At 41.4% G+C, this 26,225-nt stretch carries 25 protein-coding genes; 7 read left to right on the forward strand and 18 right to left on the reverse strand.

Annotated features, from left to right (window positions below):
• Positions 1 to 5 precede the first annotated feature (5 nt).
• On the forward strand, positions 6 to 227 hold the full coding sequence (gene infA, locus JMY00_RS03080; RefSeq protein WP_021814850.1) for a translation initiation factor IF-1: 222 nt from the start codon (positions 6 to 8) through the stop codon (positions 225 to 227).
• A gap of 260 nt (positions 228 to 487) precedes the next feature.
• On the opposite strand, the gene JMY00_RS03085 is transcribed toward infA, so the two are convergent.
• The 5 genes from JMY00_RS03085 to leuC all read right to left on the reverse strand — a co-directional run bounded on the left by JMY00_RS03085 (position 488) and on the right by leuC (position 6,208).
• Positions 488 to 1,609: a L,D-transpeptidase family protein gene (locus JMY00_RS03085; protein WP_201579088.1), complete on the reverse strand. Its 1,122-nt coding sequence runs from the start codon at positions 1,607 to 1,609 to the stop codon at positions 488 to 490.
• A gap of 364 nt (positions 1,610 to 1,973) precedes the next feature.
• Positions 1,974 to 3,077, reverse strand: a complete 1,104-nt coding sequence (gene leuB / locus JMY00_RS03090; protein WP_201572482.1) for a 3-isopropylmalate dehydrogenase — start codon at positions 3,075 to 3,077, stop codon at positions 1,974 to 1,976.
• Positions 3,078 to 3,140: 63 nt separating this feature from the next.
• Positions 3,141 to 3,860: a hypothetical protein gene (locus tag JMY00_RS03095; RefSeq protein WP_201579089.1), complete on the reverse strand. Its 720-nt coding sequence runs from the start codon at positions 3,858 to 3,860 to the stop codon at positions 3,141 to 3,143.
• A 136-nt stretch (positions 3,861 to 3,996) separates the two neighbouring features.
• A complete protein-coding gene (leuD, locus tag JMY00_RS03100) occupies positions 3,997 to 4,647 on the reverse strand; it encodes a 3-isopropylmalate dehydratase small subunit (protein ID WP_102094926.1) in 651 nt (216 codons plus the stop codon).
• Positions 4,648 to 4,789: 142 nt separating this feature from the next.
• Positions 4,790 to 6,208 (reverse strand): 3-isopropylmalate dehydratase large subunit, encoded by a 1,419-nt coding sequence (gene leuC, locus JMY00_RS03105; RefSeq protein ID WP_057759320.1) that lies wholly within the window; start codon positions 6,206 to 6,208, stop codon positions 4,790 to 4,792.
• A 375-nt stretch (positions 6,209 to 6,583) separates the two neighbouring features.
• On the opposite strand from leuC, the gene JMY00_RS03110 reads away from it, so the two are divergent.
• Together JMY00_RS03110 and putP are read left to right on the forward strand one after the other, a co-directional pair.
• Entirely contained in the window at positions 6,584 to 7,456 is an 873-nt protein-coding gene (locus tag JMY00_RS03110; RefSeq protein ID WP_101205469.1) for a LysR family transcriptional regulator, read from the forward strand.
• 457 nt (positions 7,457 to 7,913) lie between these two features.
• Positions 7,914 to 9,413, forward strand: a complete 1,500-nt coding sequence (gene putP, locus JMY00_RS03115; protein ID WP_101205470.1) for a sodium/proline symporter PutP — start codon at positions 7,914 to 7,916, stop codon at positions 9,411 to 9,413.
• Between the two features lie 595 nt (positions 9,414 to 10,008).
• Here the strand turns inward: putP and JMY00_RS03120 are convergent.
• The 3 genes from JMY00_RS03120 to JMY00_RS03130 form a co-directional block, all read right to left on the reverse strand.
• Complete coding sequence (locus JMY00_RS03120) at positions 10,009 to 11,442, reverse strand: outer membrane protein transport protein (protein ID WP_201579090.1); 1,434 nt, start codon at positions 11,440 to 11,442, stop codon at positions 10,009 to 10,011.
• A 373-nt stretch (positions 11,443 to 11,815) separates the two neighbouring features.
• Entirely contained in the window at positions 11,816 to 13,024 is a 1,209-nt protein-coding gene (locus tag JMY00_RS03125) for an outer membrane protein transport protein (protein WP_201579091.1), read from the reverse strand.
• 218 nt (positions 13,025 to 13,242) lie between these two features.
• On the reverse strand, positions 13,243 to 13,500 hold the full coding sequence (locus tag JMY00_RS03130) for a SlyX family protein (RefSeq protein WP_201579092.1): 258 nt from the start codon (positions 13,498 to 13,500) through the stop codon (positions 13,243 to 13,245).
• 240 nt (positions 13,501 to 13,740) lie between these two features.
• Here JMY00_RS03130 and JMY00_RS03135 point away from each other — a divergent pair, with 240 nt between their 5' ends.
• The 4 genes from JMY00_RS03135 (at position 13,741) to JMY00_RS03150 (ending at position 18,734) form a co-directional block, all read left to right on the forward strand.
• Complete coding sequence (locus JMY00_RS03135) at positions 13,741 to 15,684, forward strand: ATP-binding cassette domain-containing protein (RefSeq protein WP_201579093.1); 1,944 nt, start codon at positions 13,741 to 13,743, stop codon at positions 15,682 to 15,684.
• A 521-nt stretch (positions 15,685 to 16,205) separates the two neighbouring features.
• A complete protein-coding gene (gene petA / locus JMY00_RS03140) occupies positions 16,206 to 16,790 on the forward strand; it encodes a ubiquinol-cytochrome c reductase iron-sulfur subunit (protein WP_057759305.1) in 585 nt (194 codons plus the stop codon).
• A gap of 22 nt (positions 16,791 to 16,812) precedes the next feature.
• Positions 16,813 to 18,018, forward strand: a complete 1,206-nt coding sequence (locus JMY00_RS03145) for a cytochrome bc complex cytochrome b subunit (RefSeq protein ID WP_178379291.1) — start codon at positions 16,813 to 16,815, stop codon at positions 18,016 to 18,018.
• Positions 18,018 to 18,734: a cytochrome c1 gene (locus tag JMY00_RS03150; protein ID WP_201579094.1), complete on the forward strand. Its 717-nt coding sequence runs from the start codon at positions 18,018 to 18,020 to the stop codon at positions 18,732 to 18,734. Before JMY00_RS03145 ends, JMY00_RS03150 begins: the two co-directional genes overlap by 1 nt.
• Before the next feature lie 214 nt (positions 18,735 to 18,948).
• On the opposite strand, the gene JMY00_RS03155 is transcribed toward JMY00_RS03150, so the two are convergent.
• From JMY00_RS03155 to JMY00_RS03200, 10 genes are all read right to left on the reverse strand, one after another.
• Positions 18,949 to 19,158, reverse strand: coding sequence for a hypothetical protein (locus tag JMY00_RS03155; protein WP_201579095.1), 210 nt, complete (start codon positions 19,156 to 19,158; stop codon positions 18,949 to 18,951).
• A gap of 3 nt (positions 19,159 to 19,161) precedes the next feature.
• Positions 19,162 to 19,401, reverse strand: a complete 240-nt coding sequence (locus JMY00_RS03160) for a hypothetical protein (RefSeq protein WP_201579096.1) — start codon at positions 19,399 to 19,401, stop codon at positions 19,162 to 19,164.
• The gene (locus JMY00_RS03165; RefSeq protein WP_201579097.1) at positions 19,394 to 19,690 is read right to left on the reverse strand and encodes a hypothetical protein; all 297 of its coding nucleotides are present in this window, start codon (positions 19,688 to 19,690) and stop codon (positions 19,394 to 19,396) included. The genes JMY00_RS03160 and JMY00_RS03165 overlap by 8 nt, the downstream gene beginning before the upstream one ends.
• Positions 19,691 to 20,547: 857 nt before the next feature.
• A complete protein-coding gene (locus JMY00_RS03170; protein ID WP_201579098.1) occupies positions 20,548 to 22,653 on the reverse strand; it encodes a DUF3987 domain-containing protein in 2,106 nt (701 codons plus the stop codon).
• Positions 22,646 to 22,846, reverse strand: a complete 201-nt coding sequence (locus JMY00_RS03175; protein ID WP_201579099.1) for a hypothetical protein — start codon at positions 22,844 to 22,846, stop codon at positions 22,646 to 22,648. Before JMY00_RS03175 ends, JMY00_RS03170 begins: the two co-directional genes overlap by 8 nt.
• On the reverse strand, positions 22,833 to 23,114 hold the full coding sequence (locus JMY00_RS03180; protein ID WP_201579100.1) for a hypothetical protein: 282 nt from the start codon (positions 23,112 to 23,114) through the stop codon (positions 22,833 to 22,835). Before JMY00_RS03180 ends, JMY00_RS03175 begins: the two co-directional genes overlap by 14 nt.
• Complete coding sequence (locus JMY00_RS03185) at positions 23,107 to 23,340, reverse strand: helix-turn-helix domain-containing protein (RefSeq protein WP_201579101.1); 234 nt, start codon at positions 23,338 to 23,340, stop codon at positions 23,107 to 23,109. Before JMY00_RS03185 ends, JMY00_RS03180 begins: the two co-directional genes overlap by 8 nt.
• 2 nt (positions 23,341 to 23,342) lie before the next feature.
• A complete protein-coding gene (locus JMY00_RS03190) occupies positions 23,343 to 23,582 on the reverse strand; it encodes a helix-turn-helix domain-containing protein (protein ID WP_201569317.1) in 240 nt (79 codons plus the stop codon).
• 143 nt (positions 23,583 to 23,725) lie between these two features.
• Complete coding sequence (locus tag JMY00_RS03195; RefSeq protein ID WP_201579102.1) at positions 23,726 to 24,523, reverse strand: hypothetical protein; 798 nt, start codon at positions 24,521 to 24,523, stop codon at positions 23,726 to 23,728.
• Positions 24,524 to 24,647: 124 nt separating this feature from the next.
• Positions 24,648 to 25,976: an integrase arm-type DNA-binding domain-containing protein gene (locus JMY00_RS03200; RefSeq protein WP_201579103.1), complete on the reverse strand. Its 1,329-nt coding sequence runs from the start codon at positions 25,974 to 25,976 to the stop codon at positions 24,648 to 24,650.
• Positions 25,977 to 26,225 lie beyond the last annotated feature (249 nt).

Consider the following 26,225-nt stretch of genomic DNA (forward strand, 5'->3'; position numbering starts at 1 on the left):
AAATTATGGCAAAAGACGATATTATTGAATTTGAAGGCGAAGTCATTGATACCCTTCCTAATACTTTGTTCAAAGTTCGTTTAGAAAACGGGCACGAAATCATCGCGCATATCTCTGGTAAGATGCGTAAGCATTATATTCGTATCTTGACAGGTGATAAGGTTAAAGTTGAAATGACACCTTATGACTTATCTAAAGGCCGTATTACCTACCGTGGTAAAAACTAAATACTGACTGACCAATATGGTTATGAAAGTATTAGCATTGGTAAAATACAGTCAATAACTGAATAGCTACGTTATCGCTGATAGCTGATATGACGCTTGGGTAGTGAAACTGATAATAATAATGAAAATGCTAATCTGCTCATTATTGCCTATCAATATTTTAGTTATTTAGTATTGACTGTTTCTAATTACCACAAAAAATACCGCTAGATTTTAGCGGTATTTTTTTGTCCGTTTTTTATGACTTAAAACTATCGCATTTAACTAAATTCGACAGTTGCGCCGTTTTTTATAACTCCGAGCAAACTAAGCGCATCCCAATTGGTCAAACGCACACAACCTGCTGATGCCTGACGACTGATACGAGCAGGATCTGGCGATCCGTGAATGCCATAAGTTGGTTTGCTAAGTCCGATCCATACTGAGCCTACTGGATTGTTAGGACCTGGTGGAATGATAGACTTGCTACCGTCATTGGCCGTGTAAGTATAGTTGGGCTCGTGCACCTTTACCTTGACAGTATGCGTACCTGTTGGTGATGGTGTCGCTGTACTACCCACTGTCGTCGGATAGCTAGCAATCAAGTTATTGTTCTCATCATATGCGTAGAGTGTTTCAGTGGCTTTATCAGCGACAACGCGATGCACAGGCTTGGTATTAGGATTACCAGGGTTATATACCGTGATAATTTCACCTGCAGTAAAACTGGTATCAGGATTAAGCGATTTTAAATATTTTTCACTAATATGAAACTTCTCTGCCAACGCCTCAGTAAGACTTTCGTAGTACATTCCCTCAAGCTTGGATTTGGCAACAGAATCAGCAGGTATGGTTGTGGTTTTGACATTCACGTCTGCTTCAGTGAGCTGATAACTGACTAGTACTGGTTGAGTCGTGAGCTTCTCATTCTTGGTCAGCGCTTGCCACGTTTCAGCATTTAGCGTATCGGTTATATCTAAACCATTTGCTCTTTGAAACGCCTGCATGGCTTTGCGAGTATTCTTGCCCCAGTACCCATCAACAGGCCCTACTCCGTTATGATGCCAGTTTAATAGAGCCTGCAGCTTTGTTCCTATATTACGATCAATATCTGCATCTGCCGTCCAAGTGACATTGTTTATCTTTTTTGCATTGTCAGATAGGTTCTCAGTTGTGTATTTAATCGTAGGCAATAGCTTATTCAATGAAGTCGCAGCTTTACTATCTCCTGTTAACTTTTGACTTACGCCATTAGTCACTGGACTCACTTCAGCCGGAGACTTGATGCTATTACTTGCGTTCACACTATCCGTCGTTCCTGCTGCGATGCTTTGTCCCATGAGTAATAAGCTAGAGAGACTAACCACTTTCAATGCCTTACTGATTTTTGTTAGTTGATACATATAACACTCCTCATTTAAAGAATTCTATTATTATTTTCAATTTTCAAATACTACAGTTTTTTAGATTTTAGAACTTGCCTTTGGCATCTAGATTTTGGATATTTTACTTTTGCTAAAAGCGAAATATTTTAGCTCCTTTATAAGCTACTAATATTGTCATATTACCTTGTGAGCATATAACAGCTTTGTGTTAAAAGGAGCTTTGTTGTACAGCGTCTCTGTTAATAAGGCGCTTATAAATAAGCTTTGCTAACAGATAAACGATAAAAAACCCATAAGCCATTTAGGAGCTTATGGGTATATAACACGCAAAATGAGACTGTAGAAAATGCTATATAGGAATAGCCTTTAAACGCAAATTAACTTATATCAGTTTGGCCAAGACCGCCTGACCCATTTCCTTACAGCCTACCTGCTTAAGTCCAGCTTCGCTGCTATCTAAAATATCTAGCGTACGTAGACCATCATCAAGCACATCACTGACTGCTTGCTCAATTGCTTGTGCCGCTTCTTCTTGCTTAAAGGTATAACGCAGCATCATAGCAACAGATAAGATAGTCGCTAACGGGTTGGCTTTATCTTGTCCTGCGATGTCAGGCGCTGAACCATGACACGGCTCGTACATACCCTTACCTGACTCATCTAAACTCGCTGATGGCAACATACCGATAGAGCCTGTCAACATCGCAGCTTCATCAGATAGGATATCGCCAAACATATTACCTGTCACCATAACATCGAACTGCTTAGGATCTTTAATCAACTGCATGCAAGCGTTGTCAGCATACATATGTGATAACGCCACATCGCTATAGTCAGCCTGCTGCATCTCGATCATCGTCTGTTTCCACAGCTCGGTGACTTCTAATACATTGGCTTTATCAACTGAACATACCTTAGCTGCTGTACCTGCTGCTTGCGCACGCGTTTTTGCCAATTCAAAGGCAACTTTACCAATACGCTGAATCTCACTTGTGCTATACACCATCGTGTTATAGCCCTGCTGCTCACCGTTTTCTAGTGTACGAATACCACGAGGCTCGCCAAAATAGATACCGCCTGTCAGCTCACGAACGATCAATAGATCTAAGCCTGAGATAATTTCAGGTTTAATACTTGAGGCATTAGCCAACTGTGGATAGAGCTTGGCTACGCGTAGATTAGCAAATAAACCAAGCTCACCGCGTATCTTAAGTAGACCGCGCTCAGGGCGTTTACTACGCTCGATCGCATCCCATTTAGGACCACCAACTGCACCTAGCAATACGGCATCTGCGGCGCGAGCACGAGCCAATGTCTCATCTGGTAAAGGTTCACCAGTTGCATCAATAGCTACACCGCCAATCAATCCAGACTCAAGCGTTAAATCAAGTGAAAACTTATCATTGACAGCCTTAAGCACGTCAATGGCTTGGGTCATGATTTCAGGGCCAATACCATCACCCGCTAATGTTAAAATCGTTGCCATACTGATCCTTTTGGAAATATTTTTATTGGTTGATTATATTTTCGAGCTTTTTATACTCATATTTTATACTGCCATTTTTTTGGCGTTAGGTGCTGATGTTACTGCTTTGGCCATACCAGTCTCTACAAACTCGCCTTGATGTTCAGCGTCTAGTTGCTTACAGAATCGGCGCTGTACTTGAGTGCCTTGCAATAGCTCAATACATAAGGGCTCAGGTGATGCTGTGTCTAATAGACTGCCTGATTTTTCGCTGTTCTTCTTTTGATAAGCACGTAACTGATAGGTACCTGCTTCAGTAAAGTCATGAATCATCGCAAAACGCTCAACATAGCCCATGTTATTTTCTGGATAAAAATTCACATGGACCTCGTGTTTGGCAGGCATGACCCGTGCATAGTAGTTGGTCAATCCTAGCATACTCGAAGGCGCTAACGGCACAACTTTTATGGCATTTTTATTGACGAGTGGTGTCATATCCATATTCATTGATGTTTTCGCTATACCTTCTTGACGTGGTAAGGTTGTCATAATCTGAGGATTGATTGGCTCGTGACTGTTGGGCGCAATAATGAGCGTTTTATCTATCTGCACAATTTCGCAATGATATGTACCCACACATGCAATATTTACTTCACCAGCGATAGGTTTAATTTTACCTACCCATGCCTCGGCACTCTCTGCTTCATTTATTTTTTGATAGCCCGTCAATAGCTGACAGCCTGACAATAATAAGCTTGCAGCAACAATTGTACTTGTCCATAGAGCATAACGTTTTGTATTCATAATGGCGGCTACTATTCAAGAGAGATAATAAAATGTAGTGAAAAACTATTCTTCATTTTAGACAGTTCACCGCCATAACTCAACGCTGCGTTGCGACTACTCATATTTTATTAGCAGTAGATTATAGAATGACCTTCTACGCTCGTACGTCGTTAAATATCCACGGTGTTTTTTGCATCATTTGTTGCTCATAATCTTTGATAGCATCACTTTGCTGCAAGGTTAGACCAATATCATCCAGTCCGTTTAATAGGCAATGTTTGCGAAAAGCATCTACTTCAAAGGCATACTCTTCACCTGTTGGTGTGATAACGACCTGACGTTCAAGATCCGCGGTCAACTCATAGCCTTCGTTTTCAAAAGTCGCCTTCATTAACGTATCTACAATCGCTTCATCCAACACAATCGGCAACATGCCATTTTTGAAACAGTTATTGTAAAATATATCTGCAAAACTAGGCGCAATTACCGTACGGAAACCATACTCTGATAACGCCCAAGGCGCATGCTCACGACTAGAGCCACAACCAAAGTTTCTACGTGCTAGTAAGATAGTAGCACCTTGATAACGCGGTTTATTCAATACAAAGTCTGGATTGATAACTCGTGTGCTGTTGTCTTGACCAGGATAGCCTTCATCAAGATAGCGCCAATCGTCAAATAGATTCACGCCAAAACCTGTACGTTTAATAGACTTTAAAAACTGTTTTGCGATAATTTGGTCGGTATCGACGTTTGCGCGATCTAACGGGCAAACGATACCTGTTTGGGTGTTATAAGCTTGCATAAAATTTCCTATCAATTATATTTTTGCTGGCTGATGATCTTGATAAGCGTATTAAATAGTAAATAAGTTTTTACCATCTTTGACAGCATGCTCATATATTTATCGTTAATACAAGCATGATATCAGCTACTTATTATCAGTCTTAAAACGTACGAACGTCTACAAAATGACCTGCCAACGCGGCGGCAGCTGCCATTGCTGGGCTTACCAAATGCGTACGACCACCATTGCCCTGACGACCCTCGAAATTACGATTAGACGTTGAAGCACAATGCTCTTGCGGCTCAAGTTTGTCTGCATTCATCGCAAGACACATTGAGCAGCCCGGCTCACGCCATTCAAAACCAGCTTCAGTAAACAACGTATCCAAGCCTTCAGCCTCTGCTTGCAGTTTCACTTGTCCAGAACCTGCAACAACGATCGCTTCTTTTACGTTATCAGCAACTTTGCGACCTTTGATTACCGCTGCCGCATCACGTAAATCTTCGATACGTGAATTGGTACATGAACCGATAAATATACGGTCAAGTTGGATATCCGTAATTTTCTGACCAGCTTCTAGCCCCATATAAGTATAAGCACGTAACCAGCCTTCTTCTTGAGCTTCATCAATGGCTTGATCTGGTGTCGGTACAGATTGCGTGATATCTACAACCATCTCAGGCGATGTACCCCAAGATACTTGCGGTGCGATCTGACTACCATCGATTTCTACCACAGTATCAAATACCGCGTCATCGTCTGAATATAATGTACGCCAATAGGCTTCCGCTTGTTCCCATTGTGCTTCGCTTGGCGCATATGGACGACCTTTGACATAATCAATTGTCGTGTCATCGACCGCAACCATACCAACACGTGCACCTGCTTCAATCGCCATGTTACAGACGGTCATACGGCCTTCCATACTCATGTCTTCGAACACTTGACCTGCAAATTCAATCGCGTGTCCTGTTCCACCTGCTGTACCAATCTTCGCAATAATAGCTAACACCACATCTTTTGAAGTGACGCCAGCACCAAGTTGACCAGTGACGCGAATCTGCATATTTTTTGATTTCTTTTGGATCAAACACTGCGTTGCCAGTACATGCTCAACTTCAGAAGTTCCGATACCATGAGCCAAGCAACCAAGTGCTCCGTGGGTCGCTGTATGCGAGTCGCCACAAACAACCGTCATACCTGGCAAGACCAAACCTTGCTCAGGACCGACCACGTGCAAAATACCTTGACGCGCATCATTGATAGTAAATTCAGCAATATCAAACTTAGTGCAATTATCGTCCAACGTGACAACCTGCAAGCGTGACACCTTGTCTTTAATCCCAGGCACTCCTTCTAGGCGCTCTTTAGTGACGGTCGGCACATTGTGATCTGGACTGGCAATGTTGGCCGATAGACGCCATGGCGCTCTGTTTGCCAACTCCAATCCTTCAAATGCTTGTGGACTCGTCACTTCATGCAACAGGTGGCGGTCGATATAAATCAGGCTCGAACCATCGTCGCGCTTAGTGACTTCGTGAGCATTCCAAAGTTTGTCATATAACGTTTGACCAGCCATGTTGCTATCCTTTATAGGTTACTAATTACTTAATTTTTTACTTACTTGCAAATTGCCAAGCTAAGACTCTATGTAAATGCTATGTCTATCTATAATGTTTAATAATTACGGTCGTATCTAAAATTTAAATACTATTTCTTTATGAGACCCAACATATGACTAAAATTAACGCTTAAAATACGTTTTAAATGGCAAATAGCCAATTTTTTAGAATAAATATGTCACAATACGCCTCGATGTCTTGTGATTATAGCAGGCAAATCCTATAATAATAATTGATGATTTTTAACCAGACGCAAACTTTTATTTCTAATACGTTGTGATTGGGTCAGCCAACTTTTATTTATAGCTCGTAAAGTAGCTAAGGACATTCGTTTGAACACCACAAACTTGACGACATTCGTTACCGTTATGCACACTGGCAGTATCTCAGGCGCCGCAGAAAAGCTGTTTATCACGCAGCCTGCTGTCAGTAAACGTATCAAAAACTTAGAAGACGAGTTTAACATTACCTTGTTTGATACGGTAGGACGTGGAATTGTACCTACTCAAGCTGCCAGTGAAATGCTACCTCATGCCAAGCGTTGGCTGGAAGACTATGAGAACTTTAAAATCAACTTGCAGCATTCTCAGCATATCGTTTCTGGCAAATTAGTCATTGGTACTAGCCATCATATTGGCCTACATCATTTAGCACCTGTCCTTAAACACTTTATTCAAGCTTATCCAGCTGTTCAGTTAGAAGTACACTTCGTAGATTCTGAAAAAGCTCATAAAGCAGTACTAGATGGTGATTTGTCTTTAGCCTTTGTTACGCTTCCACCTGTCTACGATAAGCGGCTAACCTATCACACGCTCTGGTCAGACCCTCTTTATTTTATGACGGGTACGCTATCACCTTTGGCTACTAAATCTAATGTGACGTTGGAGCAGTTAGCGCGCTATCCTGCCATTTTGCCTTCTGCCAATACCTTTACCAGTCAGATTACCTTGGCTGAGTTTGCCAAGCACAATCTGAAGCCTTATGCCACGATGAGCACCAACCCTCTTGAGTCTATCCGTATGCTGGTATCTGTTGGTCTTGGTTGGTCAGTACTACCACAAACGATGGTCAGTCAAGACTTGGAACGTATCGATATGGCTGACAATATTGAATTACAACGCTATTTAGGTGTGGTCATCAATCCAAAATTAACTCAATCTAGCAGCGTGACCGCCCTACTAGACTTACTTGCGCCTATTGAATAAAAAGAGCTCGCTATAACAGTCTAACTATTAAGCTATTCGCATTTGTGACTCTCATGCGTTATAATACGCTTGACGTTGTTTTTATAACAAAAATTTACCACAAGGACACTGATAGTCATATATTGAATACTTCTAGTAAGATATGATGGTTAACAGTAGGTTTAATGGTTTAGATTGATGATGTAGGTTGCTAATACTCATATACAAATAGCAGATGCGAGCAATAACAATAGATAAGTGGAATGCGAAATTCCCATTGTTCTCTATCTCTATATGAGTGCTAGCCATAGAACGACATCAATCATATATAACTACAGAAGATACTGAAAAAAGCCATTATGTCTCAATTAATGGCTTTTTTTGTCTTTAAATATTGTTTTGGACATCGCCTTGTAGGACCGAACTTTTATAGTTAAAAAATAATTACAGCCAACGATGTTGGTTAAGGACAATTTATATGAACGGAGTTTCTAGTGGCGTGCTGATATCACTCGGCGCCTATTTCTTAGTGATGATTGGGATTGGTGTTTACGCTTATTTTAAGCAAGCCAATGATACTGAAGGCTATATGTTAGGGGGTCGTAACTTAGGCCCAGCAGTAACCGCACTTTCTGCAGGTGCATCAGATATGTCAGGTTGGTTACTACTTGGCTTACCTGGTTATATGTTTGCCGATGGTGTGGTCAGTATTTGGATTGCGCTAGGTTTGACATTAGGTGCATTATTAAACTATCTCATCGTAGCACCTCGCCTTCGTGTTTATACCGAAGTGGCTGACAACGCTATCACCCTACCTGATTATTTCGCCAACCGTTTTGAAGACAAGTCGCACATGCTACGCGTCATCTCAGCCGTGGTCATCATTCTATTCTTTACCGTCTATACCGCTGCAAGTCTTGTAGGTGGTGGTAAACTCTTCGAAAGCTCACTTAACCTATCGTATAGCACTGGCCTATGGGTTACTGCTGGTGTGGTTGTGGCTTATACGCTATTCGGTGGTTTCTTAGCAGTATCTATGACCGATTTCGTACAGGGCGTCATCATGCTGTTTGCCATGGTAATCGTACCTGTCGTTGCCTTTACTGATCTTGGTGGTATTTCAGCCACTACAGAAGCGGTTAGAAACATCGACCCTACCCTTTTAGACGTTACTAGCGGTATGAGTGTCATCGGTATTATCTCACTCATGGCATGGGGCTTAGGTTACTTTGGCCAACCGCATATTATCGTACGTTTTATGGCGATTCGTTCAGTGAGAGATGTACCGACTGCACGTAATATCGGTATGAGCTGGATGGTTGTGAGCCTTGTTGGTTCACTAATGACTGGTTTTGCTGGTCGTGCTTATGTACAAAAAACTGCGATGACGCTAGACGATCCTGAAACTATCTTCTTAGTATTCACTCAGTTCTTGTTCCATCCATTGGTTTCAGGTTTCCTATTAGCAGCTATTTTAGCAGCAATTATGAGTACTATCTCATCGCAGCTATTGGTTGTATCAAGCTCTCTAACCAAAGATGTATACAAACTATTCTTTGATAAAGACGCACCAGAAGCTCGCCAGGTATTGGTTGGTCGTATCTCAGTTATCATTGTCGCTATTGTTGCCATTATGCTAGCGTCTAACCCAGATAGCTCAGTATTGAACCTAGTTTCTAATGCATGGGCAGGATTCGGTGCAGCGTTTGGTCCATTGGTTATCTTCAGCCTTACATGGCGTGGTATGAACCGTAATGGTGCTGTTGCTGGTATGGTTGTTGGTGCGTTGACTGTTATCCTATGGATCTATGGTCCTTTCCAAGTAGATGGTATGGCACTAAATAGCTGGTTATATGCTATCGTTCCAGGCTTTATCTTAAGTACTATCGCTATCTTTGCCGTTAGTATCATGACTGGTGGCCCAAGACCTTCAGTTTCTGCTAAGTACAAAGAGATGGAGCTAAACTTAAACAAATAAGTTTACGTAAAATCTTAAGATTATTGTTATAAAAAAACCTCGTCATTATTGGCGAGGTTTTTTTTATGAGTAACGATTTAGTATATGCAATCTACTACAGTATCAAACCATGAGAACTTATGACAAATGAGACAGTTGTATGGACAAAGATAGTAGTATCTGATAACTCTGTGATGGATGTACTACGCTAGATTGTCCTAGCCTATTTGGCAGTCCAACTGCTGCTCACTTCTACGAAGTAGACCTTATTAATGCAACTACTTCTCTTTAGCATTGTATTTTACTATCTTCTCATACGTATACATCGTTGTATACCTTGAGTATATTATGCTGTTATTAACAGCTTACTTACTAAATATTCGATAAGATATAAGTACGTATCTGCTCTTGATCCAAAGGATATGCGTTATACATGGATACGGAGCTAAACTAAGCAAATGAAATATAGCTATGCTATATGAATTAGTACTATAAAGATTATCTTTGCTGTTCTACTTAGATATAAATATGAATAATCAAATATTTTTTAGAAGTTGCATAAAAAAGCGACCCATCATAGGTCGCTTTTTTATTATTTAACAATTATATAAGAAGATTATTTCGCTTGATAAGAAAGCTTCACACCAGCGATATAGCCATCATTGTCTTGGAAATCGCCAACGATTTTTCCTGTTGGCAGTTGCCCTTTAGCATCACCGAACCACAAGTATTTACCACCGGCTGATACTGCCCAGTTCTCAGTCACGTTGTACTTGGCACCAAGACCGACACTATAGTAGCCATCAATAGGACCTAATGATGTTGTTGGATCACCAGCACCACTGTCCCAACCAACCGTACCGCTGATCGCAAGTGCTGGTGCGACACGCTTGGCCAGACCAAGCTCTACTTGCCACTGGTCATCATCATACTCAACCAAGTTTAGACCATTAGGAGGATAACGTCCTTGACTGGCTTCGTTATATAAAGGCGGAGTCAAGACGAAATCACTCCACGGTACCCAGCGTACTTTTGCGGTTGCTAATGTTGTGGGGTTAATACCGGTTTGAAAATCAAAGTTGACTGACTTAGGTGTGGTGACTTCAATTTTCCCAGTTCGAGACGCCGGAAGAGTACCAGCACTTAGAACTGGTGCTGCAGGATATGACTCGAATGTGTCAGCATCGTGATCGATCTCAGAACGATAAGTCAACGCAGCTTTCAATGCAATTTCAGGCTTACTATATGCGATACCTGCGATATAACCATAGTCCATATCAGGGCTCATATGCGAGGTATAGCCAGTAGCAGGTCCATATGCTGTACCACGTAATGCTGTATCAGCTTGAATACGTTGTGCTACTGGACCACCATATACTTGGAAGTTTTTATTAGCACCAAACTTCATACCAAGAATAGCCGTTAAACTTTCACTACGCACTTCTACTTTAGTATTTTCACCAGCAGTATCGAATTCTGCTTGTGCAATTGCGACTGCTGGAGCTAATGCTGTTAATGTACCTTGTTGTGTAGGTGTTAATGTACCGCCGTTTGCAACTAAAGTCTGAAGGTTATTTACTGTCGTTGCTGCTGATGCAAAATCTTCAGCGGCAGTCCCAAATGGTCCGCCTGGTCCAATAGCTCCACCTGAAATAGCTGAGATCGTGGCATCACGGTCATTCTGCGCTACGAAATTGCTTTGAGTATACTCAGCAGAAGCGCCAAAAGGCTCATCATATAGGACACCAATACTAAATGTGTCATTGATATCAGTTTTTACGCCATAACGGAAAAAATCATAGGATTCAGCGATATCACCTGTTTTCTCGCCACGCACATAGGTATTGCTAGTCGGAACATCATTAGCACTATCGTAGCCACTTACATCGGCATCGATATAGGTATAAACGGCTTCAGCATAGGTTCCATCTTGGAAAAAAGCGGTGACATCCTGACCTGAACGATCAAGACCAGCAGCATTAGTCATGCTAGCGACAGAGAGAGTAGCGATTGCTACTGCAAGGGTTTTCAAGTGAAAGGTAGTGCGCATTATGTATCTCCAACGGTCCTTGTTGTATTACTACTTTAATAATCAGTATTTAGCATTAATTTACCAAACATTGGAACTATTAAAGTCGTGTCCTAAGTTGAATACTAATGCCTTTTTGACACTAAAACAACAATTAAAGTGCTTTATTTCTCAATTATGACTGAACAGTACAAATAAGATATAAATCAAACAATGTCGTTTACTTCTACTTTTAAATGTGAATTTTCTGAAATATATATTTATAGGAGAATTTTTCTTTGAGATAAAACGGGTTCACTATGACTGTAATACTGCCTATAAAAAAAGCGACCCATAAAGGATCGCTCTTTTATCAATAACATCTAAAAAATTTGCTGTATAGCTAAGTTGTGAATTACTGAGCTTGGTAAGAAACCTTTACACCAAGTACAAAGCCATCGTTGCTGTCAAAGTCACTCACAACTGTTTTGCTTGGGATTTGTCCTTCTGCATCACCAAGCCATAGATACTTACCACCAGCTGATATCGCCCAGTTTTCAGTGACATTATATTTAGCACCTAGACCCGCGCTATAGTAACCTTCAGTAGGACCTAATGATGTCACAGGGTTGCCAGCACCACTATCCCAACCGACAGTACCACTTACTGCTAGTGCTGGCGCTAGGCGTTTAGCAAGCCCTAGCTCTACTTGCCACTGATCATCGTCATAGCTGACTAAATCCAAACCTTCAGCAGGAATGCCAGCACCTAAAGGTGAAGCTGCTAGTGCTTGGCTAACACCATTATATGACGATGGAGTAATAGCAAAATCGCTCCATGGTACCCAGCGTACTTTAGCAGTCGCTAAAGTTGTAGCATTAATACCAGTTTGGAAGTCAAAGTTTACTGATTCAGGTGTAGTAATCTCAATACTATCAACACTATTTGTTGGAAGACTAAAAATATCAGCATTTGGATAACTTTCAGAAGCTTGAGCATTATGTTCAATCTCAGAACGATACGTTAACGCCGCTTTTAATGCAATTTCAGGCTTACTATAAGCAACACCAGCTAACCAGCCATAATCTTGGTCAGCATTGATATGTGTACTATAACCATCTGCTATAGAATAAGCTTGTCCACGTAGTTTTACATCAGCTTGGACGCGTTGAGCAACGGGGCCACCATATACTTGGAAGTTCTTATTTTCACCGAATTTTGCACCTATGATACCCGTAATACTTTCAGTTCTTACTTCTACGTTAGTACCTTCACCGTTTGCATCTACAAAGTTATTGTTACCAGTATAATCAGCGGCAGCACCAAAAGGCTCATCATATAAGATACCAACACTAAATGTATCGTTGATATCTGTTTTTACACCATAACGGAAAAAGTCATAAGACTCTGCAATATCATTAATCTTATTTCTGTCAACTGATGTATCCTCACCAGTCACATCAGCATCGATATAGGTATAAACAGCTTCTGCATAGGTACCATCTTGTAGGAATGCGGTGATATCTTGACCTGAGCGATCAAGGCCAGCAGCACTAGCGACGCTAGCAACAGAAAAAGTAGCAACAGCTACTGCAAGAGTTTTTAAATGAAAGGTGTGGCGCATTTTATATCTCCAAACATCCGCATTGTTTTACTGTTTTACCTAGTTTTAATAGGCAATCAGCATCCGAGGTGGAAGATAGTAAAGACTTTTTAATACTAAAACAACTACAAAAACACATTATTTCTATGTTATGACCACATAGTCATCAGACAGTATCTATATATAAAAATACGTATATATCTTCCGCTATTAGATGCTTTCTTTCCAAATTCTACTCATTAATAATGTGGCGGTCTGTCTGCCATTACATCAAATGGTGCAATACCGCTTTCCGTATCTTGACCTTCAATCTGTTTATAAATCAGCTGTAGTTGACGTTGCAGCGTATGAATATCTCTGTCTTGTCGCGTGATTACGTCATCCAGTCGTTCGACGGTCACTTCAAGATGCGCGAGGCTCATTTGCAAATCGATTACTTGGGCTTGCAGATCATCTTGCACTGTAGAAGTATCGGTTGTAGTTTTAGATTGGTTCATATTTTTCTCTAGATCATAGTAAGTATTAAAGTGAAAGAATGGATTATTAAGGGGTTCAAGGAGTACTGTAGATTAGAGATAAATCTATAATAATAGTCGTTAAATAGCATCCATTAGTAAAAGCAATAAATAGTACTGATAAAACTATTTACTCCCACTACAGTGATGCGGTGGCATGTTATACTGCAGGCAATTTTGCAACAACCCCTACCTCACTATTATATAAGCTTAAGATACTCTATGGCACTGATTCATTTAAAAGACATTCACTTAGCCTTTGGCGTCGCGCCTGTTCTTGATGGTATTGATTTTTCTATCAATACAGGCGAGCGTGTGTGCTTGATTGGCCGCAACGGCGAAGGTAAATCCACTTTGTTTAAACTGATCAATGGCTCATTGCAGCCTGACAGTGGCGAGATTATTACCAACAGTAGCATGCGTGTAGCGATGCTAGAGCAAGACGTTCCCGAGACCAGCGGTCGCATATTAGACATCGTTATGGGCGGTAGTCGTCGTACGGCTGATTTGCTCATTAACTATAATAAGCAAGTCGATATGTGCGCGAATGGCGATATGGATGCCTGTGAGCACATGGCGACCCTACAGCATGATATCGATGCGGTGCATGGTTGGGACTTGGAGCGCGATGCCATGCGTCTGATTACGACCATGGGCCTTAATCCAGAAGATGACTTATCATCTCTATCTGGTGGTCGTAAACGCCGCGTGTTACTTGCTCGGGCGCTAGTTACTAAGCCTGATGTGCTACTACTAGATGAGCCAACCAACCATTTGGATGTTGAAAGTATCGAATGGTTAGAGCGCTTTTTGCTTGACTGGCAAGGCCTGACGTTGTTGTTCGTGACTCATGATAGAGCATTCGTCAATAAACTATCGACTCGCATTATTGAGCTTGACCGTGGCCAATTGACCAGCTATGACGTGACACAAGGCGAAGGTGGCTACGCGCGCTATCAAGAGCTAAAAGAGCTACAGTTACAAGCTGAAGAAAAGAACAATGCCAACTTTGATAAAAAACTGGCACAAGAAGAAGTTTGGATTCGTCAAGGTATCAAAGCCCGTCGTACCCGTAACGAAGGCCGTGTACGTGAACTAAAGGCCTTACGTGAAGAGCGCAGCGATCGCCGTGAGCAAGTGGGCAATGTAAACATCACCATGGGCCAAGGCGAGAAAAGCGGCAAGCTTGTCTGTAAAGTCAAAAACTTACATCTTGAATATGACGGCAACGTCTTGGTAGATGATTTTACGACTACTATTATGCGTGGCGATAAGATTGGTATTGTCGGCCCTAACGGTGCCGGCAAAACTACGCTTATTAAAGCCCTACTCGACATGTCTGATGACGAAGTCACTAAGTCTGGTAGTGTCGAATTAGGTACTAATCTGAAAATTGCATTCTTCGATCAGTTGCGTGATCAATTGGATCTTGAAGCGAGCGTTGCGCAAAACGTTTCGGAAGGCTCTGACTTTGTCGAAGTTGGTGGCCGTAAGACGCACATCATGAGCTACTTGCAAGATTTCTTATTTGCACCAGAGCGTGCACGTACACCTGTCAAAGCACTGTCTGGTGGTGAGCGTAACCGAGTACTACTTGCCAAGCAGTTATTAAAACCTGCCAATATTTTGGTACTCGATGAGCCAACCAACGATTTGGATATGGCAACACTTGAGCTATTAGAAGAGTCAGTCGCCAGCTTTGGTGGTACGATTTTGCTGATCAGTCATGATCGCTCATTCATGGACAACGTCGTTACCTCTACGTGGGTGTTTGGCGAAGATGAAGATGGCAAAGGCACTGTTAGTGAGTATGTAGGTGGTTATCAAGAGTACCTCGTACAAAAGAACCGCGAAGAAGCATCCCGTGCCGCCAAAGCACCTGCCAACAATGCAGCTAGTAATAAAGCGACAAACAAGTCTGGCGCAGCAGCGAAGCCAAATAAGGCAGCCAAAAAGCTAAATTATAATGATCAACGCGAACTGGATAACTTGCCAAAAGAAATCGCTGCACTCGAAGCAGAACAAGCTCAATTGCAAGAAAAGCTGGCCGATGGCTCTTGGTTCAATACTGACTTTGATGCGGCGACAGCTGCTAGTGAGCGTCTCCTAACCATTGAAGATGAGATGATGCACAAGCTTGAACGTTGGAGTGAGCTTGAAGGCTAATAATGGCAGTTCTCTAGCCACATTTATTAGAATATCGCATATGTACTTTGCATTGCGTATTTCGATAAACTAGTTTCTGATAGTCTGACAAAACATTATTAATTATTATGAAGACATCACCACTTTATTATATAGAGTGGTGATATTTGTTTTACAGCAACTTACAAAGTAGTTAGATGGTGAAAGTTAGTGAACATTACCTTAATTTCAAGTATCATTCGCTATTGCTGAAAATCCTTATTATTTATAAGGTCATCACATCATAATCCTTGTTAAAGCAAAGTTAGCGTTAAACGTTGATAATCCAACTGTTTTGGTTTGATTATCATATTCAACCTTCTAATATGTCCTATTGAGGTTGCTTTATTTTTAACACAATAATTTATTTTATCACCGAAATAGCTTAGAATAGCAACAATTAGCAAAATTAGGCACAGCTAAAGTGGCTTGATATTGTATATTTTCTAAGCCACAAACCCAGTGTGGGATAATCCCATTTCATTCACCTGGAGGAAGTATTAATGAGCCAAGCCGAAGGCGTTAATGTACAACGCCGTAGAGTTCTTATTGCCTCAACTGCCGCGATTGGTGCAGCTGGGGTAGCTGCCGTGGCGACACCTTTTGTCCGTTCTTGGTACCCAAGCGCTAAAGCTGAGGCTGCAGGGGCTGCAGTGACCCAAGATATTGGTTCTATCGAAGATGGACAAATGATCGTCGTCAAATACCGTGGTAAACCTATTTATGTGGTTAAGCGCACCGAAGACATGGTTGCAGGACTAGAGTCAGTTAAACCTCTATTATCTGATCCTGAGTCTGATGCGTCTCTACAACCTGAATATTGCAAAAATCCTACTCGCTCTTTAGATCCAACCGTATTGGTTGTCGAAGGCGTTTGCACACATTTGGGCTGTGCACCAAACTACCGTCCTGATGTGGGCGCGGTGGATTTAGGTGGTAATGATTGGTACGGCGGATTTTTCTGTCCGTGTCACGGGTCAAAATATGACTTAGCAGGTCGCGTGTATAGCGGCGTCCCTGCACCACTTAATTTACCCGTTCCAGAATATGGTATGGATGGTACCATCTTGACGGTTGGGGAGGCTTAATATGAGTATGGGTAAAAAGTTAATGCATTGGGTGGACGCGCGTTTTCCAGCGACCGAAACCTATGAATACCATATGTCAAAGTACTACGCACCAAAGAACTTTAACTTTTGGTACTTCTTTGGCGTGCTATCAATGATTGTACTGGTTAACCAATTGGTGACTGGTATATGGCTTACGATGATGTACAACCCAAGTGCCGAAGGGGCATTTGCGTCTGTTGAATACATCATGCGTGACGTAAAAGGTGGTTGGCTCATTCGCTATATGCACTCAACCGGCGCATCTGCGTTTTTCGTCGTTGTATACCTGCATATGTTCCGCGCCTTGCTATACGGTTCATACCAAAAACCTCGTGAGCTTATCTGGCTCATCGGTATGGGTATCTACCTAGCACTTATGGCAGAAGGTTTCTTCGGTTACCTACTACCTTGGGGCAACATGTCATTCTGGGGTGCACAGGTTATCTTGAACTTACCTGCAGCGCTACCTGTTATTGGTGATGGCCTTGCTGAATGGGTACGTGGTGACTATATCATCTCTGGTATTACTCTAAACCGTTTCTTTGCTCTACACGTTGTTGCTATTCCATTAGTACTCGTGGGCCTAGTATTTATGCATATTGTGGCGTTGCACCATGTGGGTTCGAACAACCCTGATGGCATCGACATCAAAAAGCTAAAAGACAAAAATGGTGTGCCTTTAGACGGTATCGAATTCCATCCGTACTACACCGTGCATGACATGGTTGGTATCGTAGTATTCTTTATCTGTTTCTTTGCAGTGGTATTCTTCTTCCCAGAAGGCGGCGGTTTCTTCCTTGAGCCACCAAACTTTGAGACAGCGAACTCACTGAAAACACCAGCGCATATTGCACCAGTATGGTACTACACGCCTTTCTACGCTATCTTGCGTGCTGTTCCTGATAAGCTTGGTGGTGTTATCGCAATGGGTGCTGCAATTGCTGTATTGTTCTTGATTCCATGGCTTGATAGATCGCCTGTACGCTCTATGCGTTACAAAGGTATCTTGTCTAAAATCGCGCTTACTGTATTTGCTATTAGCTTTGTTGTATTGGGCTACTTGGGTGCGACACCTGCTACCCCAACGGCAACTATCATGGCTCGTGTATTCACGATTCTATATTTCTTGTTTTTCTTACTGATGCCGTTCTACACTGCCATTGAGAAGTGTAAACAGCCACCAGAACGCGTTACCGGAGGTCACTAATGAGCACGCTAATTAAATCCCTAGCTGGTCTAGGCTTAGGCGCGGCATTGACGTTGACTGCTGGTACGGCAATGGCAGCTGGTGGTGGTGGATGTGGTACGTTTACCAACGCTGAAGGTGTTGACGAGCATTTGGCTTGTAGTACTGCCCCTATTGATTTTACCAATAAGGGCTCGCTACAAAACGGTGCAAAAATCTTTATGAACTACTGTGCTGGATGTCACTCAGCTAAGTATGTTCGTCACTCACGCATTGCGAAAGATTTAGAGATACCGCCTGAGTTGGTTGAAAAGTATTTGATGGTTACTACCGATCAAATCGGTGACCACATTACTGCTGAAATCGATCCTGAGATTCAAGCGTCTTGGTTTGGCGCAGCGCCTCCTGATCTATCACTTGAGACACGTCTACGTGGCGATGATTGGGTATATACTTACCTACTATCGTTCTATGAAGATCCAAGCCGTCCTTGGGGTGCAAACAACTTAGTACTGGCCAATGCAGCGATGCCTCACGTATTGCATAATATGCAAGAAGAGTTGAGCCAAGAAGAGTTTGAATCTGAAGTTGGTGACTTGGTTAACTTCATGGCGTGGATGGGTGAACCTGCTCGTCATGACCGTCAAGTAATTGGTTTCTTTGTAATTCTATTCTTATTAGTACTGCTCATCCCAGTTTACTTATTGAATAAAGAATTCTGGAAAGATGTCAAATAAGTCATAGTCAGCAGTTAGTTTTTAGAAATAAAAAAGGCACTACTTCGGTAGTGCTTTTTTATTGCCTTAAGCATTTGATTTAAATAGATTTAAAAATAATACGAATTGATTTGGTAGCCGTTTTGGTAGCCAATAGTTTTAATTTTTGGGTATTGGTAGCCGCTAATTATTTTATTTCATGTACGGTTTTGTCAGGTTTTAACATGTCCAAAAACTAACACACCCTGTCAGGCTTGCGAGCGTCAACCGTTTGAATAATAATTTTAACTGGCTGCACATCATTACCAGTATCATTATTGCCTTTATCTAGCCCCAGCAATTTAGCTTTGCTCATTGTCGCTGTTACCATAGCAGACGCTTGCCCATTGGCTTTGGCGGTCAATCTAGCATCATCTAATTCTGTCATCAGGTCGTCAATACTCATTCTCTACCCCATAATATTTTTATAGGTTATTGCTGCTTGCTCAGATGACAAATCATTCATCAGGTCGCTAATTGACTGCACGTCATCAGCATTAACGTCTTTAATCACTGGCTTATCGAGTCCTAGTAGCTTTGCTGTCGTAACAGTGGCTTGTATCATGGCGGTGGGCTTGCGTTCCTCTATCGCCATTTGCCGTGCCTGTTCTAACTGTTCGAGTAAGTCATCAAGTGTTAAATCAATCATAATCTATAACCTTTTGCGCTTTGATCGTGATTGCTTGTAGCTGTCGCAATTCATCATCACTCAGTTTTGAATAATCCATTATTGGCTCAGGTTCTCTATTATAAAAATGTCCTAAGCCTGACTTAACCTCATGGTTTGGCGTAACGTCTTTGATCGGCTTATCGAGTCCTAGTAACTTAGCTTGTGCGATTGTGGCAATAACTAAAGCGTTTGGGTTTTGGTCATTGATTGCCATTTGTTTAGCGAGCTGTAAATCTTGCATTAAGTCGTTTAAGTCAGGTAATCGCATTTACTCACCTCTTATCTTGTGCAATTTAGTTTATCAAGGGTTGATTGCCATACCTCAGCACTAAGTCGGTCATGCTCATTTACCAACCTATCAAACGTCTTTAAGTGCATGTAGCGAGGCTTTACACCTATGCCATGAATAACGCCTTGCTGCCACCCTAAACGTGCTCTAATCGCTGCTATGCGACTGAATACACGGTCAATGGGTTGCTGCAACTGACTGCCATAATTCGCCCCTATGCAATGTCTGCAGACGTAAGCACCAGCGCAATATAATACTGATACTCGCTTGCTGCATGATGGAAAACTGAACCAATAACGTGAGCCACCGTAATGGGTCGCTGTAGTGGTTAGCTGCACAGTGTAGCGGTATGACTTGCCACGATATGAATATGCAAGGTCAATCTTGTTTGCTTTCTCTGTCTGCCTCAACTGTTCACGATAGCTAGTTATACTCAGTCTAGGATAGTTATTTAAGCTGTGAGTTGTAGCAAGTGCTGGCATGTTTAATCTCTAACTGTTATCTAAATCATTAGCTAAATTCATCTTTATGATAATAGCATGAATAAATATAATCTTATGCTTTGTTAGTTTTGACTGCAGTAGTAGATTAAATAATTATGAGAATGGCATGAGTGGGGAAAATGGGGAAAGTAGGAAAGTAGATTGTTAAAGCCTTGGTATGTATGGCTTATAGTGTTTTCCCCTTATAAAGTTAAAAAGGCAAATAAGGAAAGTTAGCAGCTGGTTAGCCGTTCACTTTCCCCACTTGCCTAGTGAGTTGATAATTAGGAAAGCTGGCTAGTGCATGCATGGTAAGCGTTCTAGCTGTCGTTTTCCTATTTTCCTAGCTTTCCCTTATCTAGCCTCTAATAACTCAGGTCTTACCTGTATGGTTCTAGCCCTGCCATTGGCTATGATCTTGATATAACCCTCGCTTTCTAATACCTCAGCTATCAACTCAAAGTTATGCTTTTGCCGTAAGTGCTTAGGGGTAACCTTGCTTTGAGCCGTTGAATAAGCCAGACATTTAACAGACTGCCTATTGCAGTAATTCACCAGCCAGCTGATTAGCTTTTGAGTGTCATTATCACCAGCTTGGGGCTTGTCAGTGTATCGCATACGCTCGCTTATAGAATAGTCAGTCAATTTTGATGCTCTATGTATGTCATCAGCTGATATAAAGCGTCTGCCATTAAAGTAAGCGAGTATTGAGGCGATACGGCTGGTGTTCTCATGCAAGCGTCTGGCATAACTGGCATATTTCTCTAACTTACCGCCTTTGCATAACTGGCTTTCTTTATCGGTTTGATAGTTGGCTAGTGCTTGCCTTGCCTGCCTATCCTTAAAGGGCATATTAAAGCGGATAATATTACCCTCGCTATCTCTATCTATACTATCAGCAATAGGGTCTAGCAGTGTTCGGCATCGTTGCCAGTAAGCCTGCAATCTTGGGTCATTGTCTGGCTTAGCATCTAACCTTTCATCAGTGTTATAAACGATTTGACCGTTCATATTGTCAGGAAAGGCAAACAGAAAACGAGGTAGTAAGCCTTGACCATTCATAGCCTCATCATTTAACGCTGGTGCGATAACTGGTGGCTGCCCTTGCAAGTCTAAAGTGAACCTAACCCCATTCATGCTGTTTTGCTCTATGGTGTCATATCGAGGTGATAGCAGTCTATCAAATGAGCCGTCACTCCATATATCACATAGCTGGCTAATGTTACTTTTAGCGGTGTCACTGGTTAAGCTATGACCGCTTAAAAATAGGGCTGCCTCAGCTGTTGACCATGCTATATCAGTGGTATTACCGATCAGCATATTGTCTAAAAAGCCTTGGATCGTGCCAGACTTAACCAAAAGTATCGTTTGCTTAGGCTTGGGGTTTTCCAGTAACCATAGCTCTAAATCTTTTTTTGGCATGCTGGCTTTTTGTGCAAGCCATTCATCTAGCAAGGTTCTGTATTCTTTGCGCTTGTCGTTTTGATAAGTAAATAGCTCTTTATGAGTAAAGCCTACCGTCCGACTTTTACCGCTGCCACTGTCGCCCTCAGTGAGTAAAAATAGCGATACTGGCATAAACTTATCACCTAAAGCATAAGGGGCGTTTATATATTGCTGAATAATAGTACCTAAAGCCCCTAGCATGCATTGACCTGCCATTGCTGGCTGCACTTGTGCATGATAGGTGATAGCCGTTAAAGCCTCTCTTAGTATTTGCCCCTCGTTTCCCCATGCCTCTACTGGGTAGGGGGTTGCTTTACTGGATTGGTCTGCAATATCGCCTAATTGCCCCCATGCCTCAGCTAGTAAGTCTATGATGATCGTGTCAGGCTCGCTCAAAACATCATTAAGCGTCTGGTGATTATCAAACGATAGCAGCAAGTCAAAAGTAGTAATAATAGCTTTGACGTTTACCCCTAGCAGTGGCTTTGTGATCTCATCTTTTTTATCTATGGTAGCAGTAACGATAACTTGCTTAACCTCAGCAAAATGCTTGACCATATTATTAAAATGAAAAGGGTTAATACTCACTAGGATAGTGACGTTTAGCCCTTGGCTGCCTAGCTGCCTATATAGTTCTATCCCCTCAGTAAGGCTCTTTACTGCATACCAGTCGCTATCTAGGTTAAGACTGCCAATAATAAAAGCACTGGGCTGGTTTGGGTCTGTTACCTCTATAGGTTTATCACTGTTAGGCGTGTAAATGCCTATGTTGGCTGGCTGGTGCATATTGTCACTTAGTATCATAGCCACCTTGCCAGCGGTGTTAATAAATTCACCTGCTACACTAAAAGTATCATCAAACTGTCTTATTCTATCGCCTTGACCTAGTGCTATAAGACTGGTTAATACCTCATCATTTGCTATAATCTTATCTGTAGTTTGCTTTGTACTGCCTAGTAAAGTGTGAAGCCCCTTGTCATCAGCTTGGGGCTTTTCTTTGTCTGTGTTACTCATCATTGCCCCCTTGCTGCTCTTTAATATCATCAATTATTTGTACAGTGCAAGCCAGCGGTGATAGTAATAAACCGATGACTATAACCCATGATATAAACTTCATAAATCTAAATAGTAAGCTAAGTTTGTGGGGCTGGCTGTCGCTGTGCTGCCCGTGGTTGGCTCTTAGGTTGGCTTTGTTATCTTTGCTCATCTCTTACCCCCTCAACGTTAAAAGCTATTTCTGCTATACGTGTGGATAGCCCTTTCAGTGAGTCCACTTGTCGGCTGCCTGTCGGTATTGCACAGCGTAAAGCTAGTAGTTTATTTTCTACTTCTACTATCTCAATCAGGCTATTAATGGCTGTCACATTGGCGTGTAAGGTAATGATTAAATGGTCTATAAAGTCATCAGTTATCATTAAATAACCTTGCTCTTTTAGACTGTTCATTACTTCATTTATAAGATCGTCTTTACTCATGGCTGGTCACCTCATTGTCAATATCAATCCAATAGACGTTCCAGTGTTTGCCGTCTTTATCTACTCGCTTGCGCTGTATGGTTAGGCCTTTATTTTCTAACTGATTTATTCGAGTGGGTAGCGTGGCTATTCTATAAAGTTCGATAGCTTGCCAGCGTGTGATTGATTGACCAGTCAAAAGATGATCTTTGATTATTTGGTTTTGGCTGCGTTTTAGCTTATCCATGATTAAGCCCCCTCATTAGTAGCGTTTAGATAGTCCACAATGTCGCTACCTTTGAAGTAGTAAACGCCATTGATAGATAACGGCTTTGTTATCGTGCCAGCTTTGATCCAGCGTCTAATCGTTTCGGGGTGTTTTTGGAATACATCGGCTATTTGCTTAACCTGATAAAGCTCTTTTGGGTTCGCTAATAGATAAGCTAGATTTAGCTTGTTGGTGGGTGCTGCGTGGGTAGTGTTAGGCATTGCCTTAACTCCTTAACGGTTATGGATTGAAGTCGTTAAGGACATGCTATTGTAGGTAGGCGTTGTAAGGAATATTTATGCGTGTATAGCGCATGGTATGCCTGCATAGCGTGTTGTATGCCTGCATACCACAGTATGATAGGTTATGAAAAATCGCCTTTGCTGGCTTGGCTTAACCATCGTTTGATAGTGTCATAAGATGGGGTTTTTTCTGTTTCAATGTTCTGTTTTATATATTCGGCTGTGTCTGCAAAAGTAGTGAAGTTCTGTTCGTCCATGATCTGTAGATATCGTTTCTTTTTTTCAGGTCTAGTTTGATTGTGCTTTGACCAGCGGTTATTGGCTTTCTCTTTATTCTGTATAGATATTTTAGACTCTATAAGCCAGTCAAAATCTGCATCTCCAATATAAAGTAATTTGTTATACCCTTTTGAAAATATATTTAATGCTGCAGAGCCAGTAGGAATTAATACATCGTTTTTAAAGCATAAAAGACCGAATAGTAAAATAATCATATCTTGAACCATGTATTTCAACGCATAAGGTTCAGGTATGTTTTTCTCTAATTCATCAAAAGCGTATATTACTGAATTAGAAGTAATGTCATGAAGTAAATTTGCTATATCTTGACCGGTAGTTGTGCCAGATTTCATAAGGTCTATAAGAGCATTGTTAATCTCAGTATCTAAATCATCATCTAAACCGTCATAAAAATCATTGATTAACATATTTAAAGATTTAGTAAAAATAATCTCAACGTTTTCTTTATGCTTTTTTTCTAATCTGTCAATCGTACCTAGATAAAGCTTATGGTATTGAAACGAGTCTGATACATAACTTATGACTAATGACCATGCATTAAAACCAATACTCATTTCAGGAATATTATCTTTAATAATTTTGTAATACCCATCTATATTTACTCTACTACGATATTTCATCGTCATGCCTTACCTGTCATTCATACCTTAATAAAAATAGGTGCAAGGCATGCCAGCCTAAGGCATGAAATGGCTGGCGTTCGGGTAATTAGTCCTAGCCTTGCATGGTCATTGTAGCAGCGTCTTAGCCCTGCTTTTGTGCTTGTTGTTTAAAATCAGCATGAATAACATTATCAAACTTGCCAGCTTTTATGTCGTCTAGGTAGTTTGCCCAGTCGTCCATCATTGCAGCTCTTTGATCTAGTCCAGTCATACGATTGTATGCAGTGCCATAAGCGTTAAGCATGCGGTGACCTAGTGCCAGTTCGGTGATTAGTTCGTCATAGCCTAGCCGTTCCATTAGCATAGTTTTTGCTGTACTTCTAAAACCGTGGGGGCTATGAATGCCTTTATAGCCTTGTCCGTCATTCATCAAGTCACTGTTTAATACTTTGTTGATTGCTTGCGTATGATGGTAAGGCTCTTTTTTGCGTCTTGGGTTATGAAATACATAATCGCTATCACCTGTTAAAGGTTGCATCTGCTCTAATATGGCTATGGCTTGCGGTGCTAGTGGTATTACTAGACTTGCTACCATGTCGCCCCTATTGCCTGCCTTTTGTGGCTTAAACTGCCATTGCTTTTTGAGCCAATTAATATCAGTCCATCGCATCGCGCATAGATCGCCTACTCGAGTAAAGGTTAAAGCCAATAGCTGTAAGACACGCTTGTTAAATAACTGGGTTGCATCGTCTAACTGGTCAATATCGTTTAGCAGTTTGGCAAAAGCGGTGACATCATTACTGAGCGCTGGGCGATGTTTAGCCTTATGTGCTTTGAGCGTTCCAACTAGATCACTTGCTGGGTTATATTCGATCACCATATGAGCCTTAGCAATCTGTAAGATACTCTTTAATAACGTTCTTACCCTCAATCCTTTATAGGTGTTGGTTTTTTGAATGTTATTAATAAACTTGATGACTAGACTGGGGGTTATGTCTGTTACTTTCATCTGCCCTAATTGGCTTTCAATCGGTCTTACTAACTCCTCAAGATTTTTGATAGTACGTTTATTTAGGTTTTTGCTGGCTTGAATATCGCGCCATTCGTTGATGAAATAGTTTAAGGTGTTTTGGCGGTCGGTTATCTGCTTTTGTTTTTCACTTTCTCTATGCTCTATTGGGTCTATATCTTTAGCTAGCAATTGCATGTTGTCGCTGTGATATTGTCTAGCATCAGCAAGGCTTAACGCTGGGTATTGTCCTAGCGTCATGTAAGGGCGTTTGCTGGTGATAGGGTGAGTGTAACGGTGTCTAAAATCGGCGGTAGCGTCTGCACCTTCTTTATGCGGTCTTATGCGTATCTCTAAGCCTTTATAGCCAGCTATAGGGTAACTAACTGCTTTGTCAGCTTGCACGGCTTCTTTGATTGCCCGTTTGATCTGGGTATCGGTGCTAACCTCCTTTCTAACCATTTTCCTATCCCTTAATCTGGTAGCCACCTTGGTAGCCATTTGGAATGTTTTATATTATAGAATAATGTTGTACGTTGTAGTACATCATATATCTAAAATCGCTATACATCAATAAAATAAAGGGTTTTAGGGATAATTTTGTTGTCTATCGTTTTATCAAGTTAAACCATGCATTATGAAAATAGCATTACTTCGGTAGTGCTTTTTTGTGCCTTGATATAGAGTGTAAATACTAGATAATCCGGAAAA

Source organism: Psychrobacter sp. Pi2-52, assembly GCF_904846705.1.
Taxonomy (GTDB): domain Bacteria; phylum Pseudomonadota; class Gammaproteobacteria; order Pseudomonadales; family Moraxellaceae; genus Psychrobacter.

Excerpts from the sequence above, each read along its gene's own strand:
- infA (WP_021814850.1), top strand. The coding sequence starts at position 6 with ATGGCAAAAGACGATATTATTGAATTTGAAGGCGAAGTCATTGATACC.
- JMY00_RS03085 (WP_201579088.1), bottom strand. The coding sequence starts at position 1,609 with ATGTATCAACTAACAAAAATCAGTAAGGCATTGAAAGTGGTTAGTCTC.
- leuB (WP_201572482.1), bottom strand. The coding sequence starts at position 3,077 with ATGGCAACGATTTTAACATTAGCGGGTGATGGTATTGGCCCTGAAATC.
- JMY00_RS03095 (WP_201579089.1), bottom strand. The coding sequence starts at position 3,860 with ATGAATACAAAACGTTATGCTCTATGGACAAGTACAATTGTTGCTGCA.
- leuD (WP_102094926.1), bottom strand. The coding sequence starts at position 4,647 with ATGCAAGCTTATAACACCCAAACAGGTATCGTTTGCCCGTTAGATCGC.
- leuC (WP_057759320.1), bottom strand. The coding sequence starts at position 6,208 with ATGGCTGGTCAAACGTTATATGACAAACTTTGGAATGCTCACGAAGTC.
- putP (WP_101205470.1), top strand. The coding sequence starts at position 7,914 with ATGAACGGAGTTTCTAGTGGCGTGCTGATATCACTCGGCGCCTATTTC.
- JMY00_RS03120 (WP_201579090.1), bottom strand. The coding sequence starts at position 11,442 with ATGCGCACTACCTTTCACTTGAAAACCCTTGCAGTAGCAATCGCTACT.
- JMY00_RS03125 (WP_201579091.1), bottom strand. The coding sequence starts at position 13,024 with ATGCGCCACACCTTTCATTTAAAAACTCTTGCAGTAGCTGTTGCTACT.
- JMY00_RS03130 (WP_201579092.1), bottom strand. The coding sequence starts at position 13,500 with ATGAACCAATCTAAAACTACAACCGATACTTCTACAGTGCAAGATGAT.
- JMY00_RS03135 (WP_201579093.1), top strand. The coding sequence starts at position 13,741 with ATGGCACTGATTCATTTAAAAGACATTCACTTAGCCTTTGGCGTCGCG.
- petA (WP_057759305.1), top strand. The coding sequence starts at position 16,206 with ATGAGCCAAGCCGAAGGCGTTAATGTACAACGCCGTAGAGTTCTTATT.
- JMY00_RS03145 (WP_178379291.1), top strand. The coding sequence starts at position 16,813 with ATGCATTGGGTGGACGCGCGTTTTCCAGCGACCGAAACCTATGAATAC.
- JMY00_RS03150 (WP_201579094.1), top strand. The coding sequence starts at position 18,018 with ATGAGCACGCTAATTAAATCCCTAGCTGGTCTAGGCTTAGGCGCGGCA.
- JMY00_RS03155 (WP_201579095.1), bottom strand. The coding sequence starts at position 19,158 with ATGAGTATTGACGACCTGATGACAGAATTAGATGATGCTAGATTGACC.
- JMY00_RS03160 (WP_201579096.1), bottom strand. The coding sequence starts at position 19,401 with ATGATTGATTTAACACTTGATGACTTACTCGAACAGTTAGAACAGGCA.
- JMY00_RS03165 (WP_201579097.1), bottom strand. The coding sequence starts at position 19,690 with ATGCGATTACCTGACTTAAACGACTTAATGCAAGATTTACAGCTCGCT.
- JMY00_RS03170 (WP_201579098.1), bottom strand. The coding sequence starts at position 22,653 with ATGAGTAACACAGACAAAGAAAAGCCCCAAGCTGATGACAAGGGGCTT.
- JMY00_RS03175 (WP_201579099.1), bottom strand. The coding sequence starts at position 22,846 with ATGAGCAAAGATAACAAAGCCAACCTAAGAGCCAACCACGGGCAGCAC.
- JMY00_RS03180 (WP_201579100.1), bottom strand. The coding sequence starts at position 23,114 with ATGAGTAAAGACGATCTTATAAATGAAGTAATGAACAGTCTAAAAGAG.
- JMY00_RS03185 (WP_201579101.1), bottom strand. The coding sequence starts at position 23,340 with ATGGATAAGCTAAAACGCAGCCAAAACCAAATAATCAAAGATCATCTT.
- JMY00_RS03190 (WP_201569317.1), bottom strand. The coding sequence starts at position 23,582 with ATGCCTAACACTACCCACGCAGCACCCACCAACAAGCTAAATCTAGCT.
- JMY00_RS03195 (WP_201579102.1), bottom strand. The coding sequence starts at position 24,523 with ATGAAATATCGTAGTAGAGTAAATATAGATGGGTATTACAAAATTATT.
- JMY00_RS03200 (WP_201579103.1), bottom strand. The coding sequence starts at position 25,976 with ATGGTTAGAAAGGAGGTTAGCACCGATACCCAGATCAAACGGGCAATC.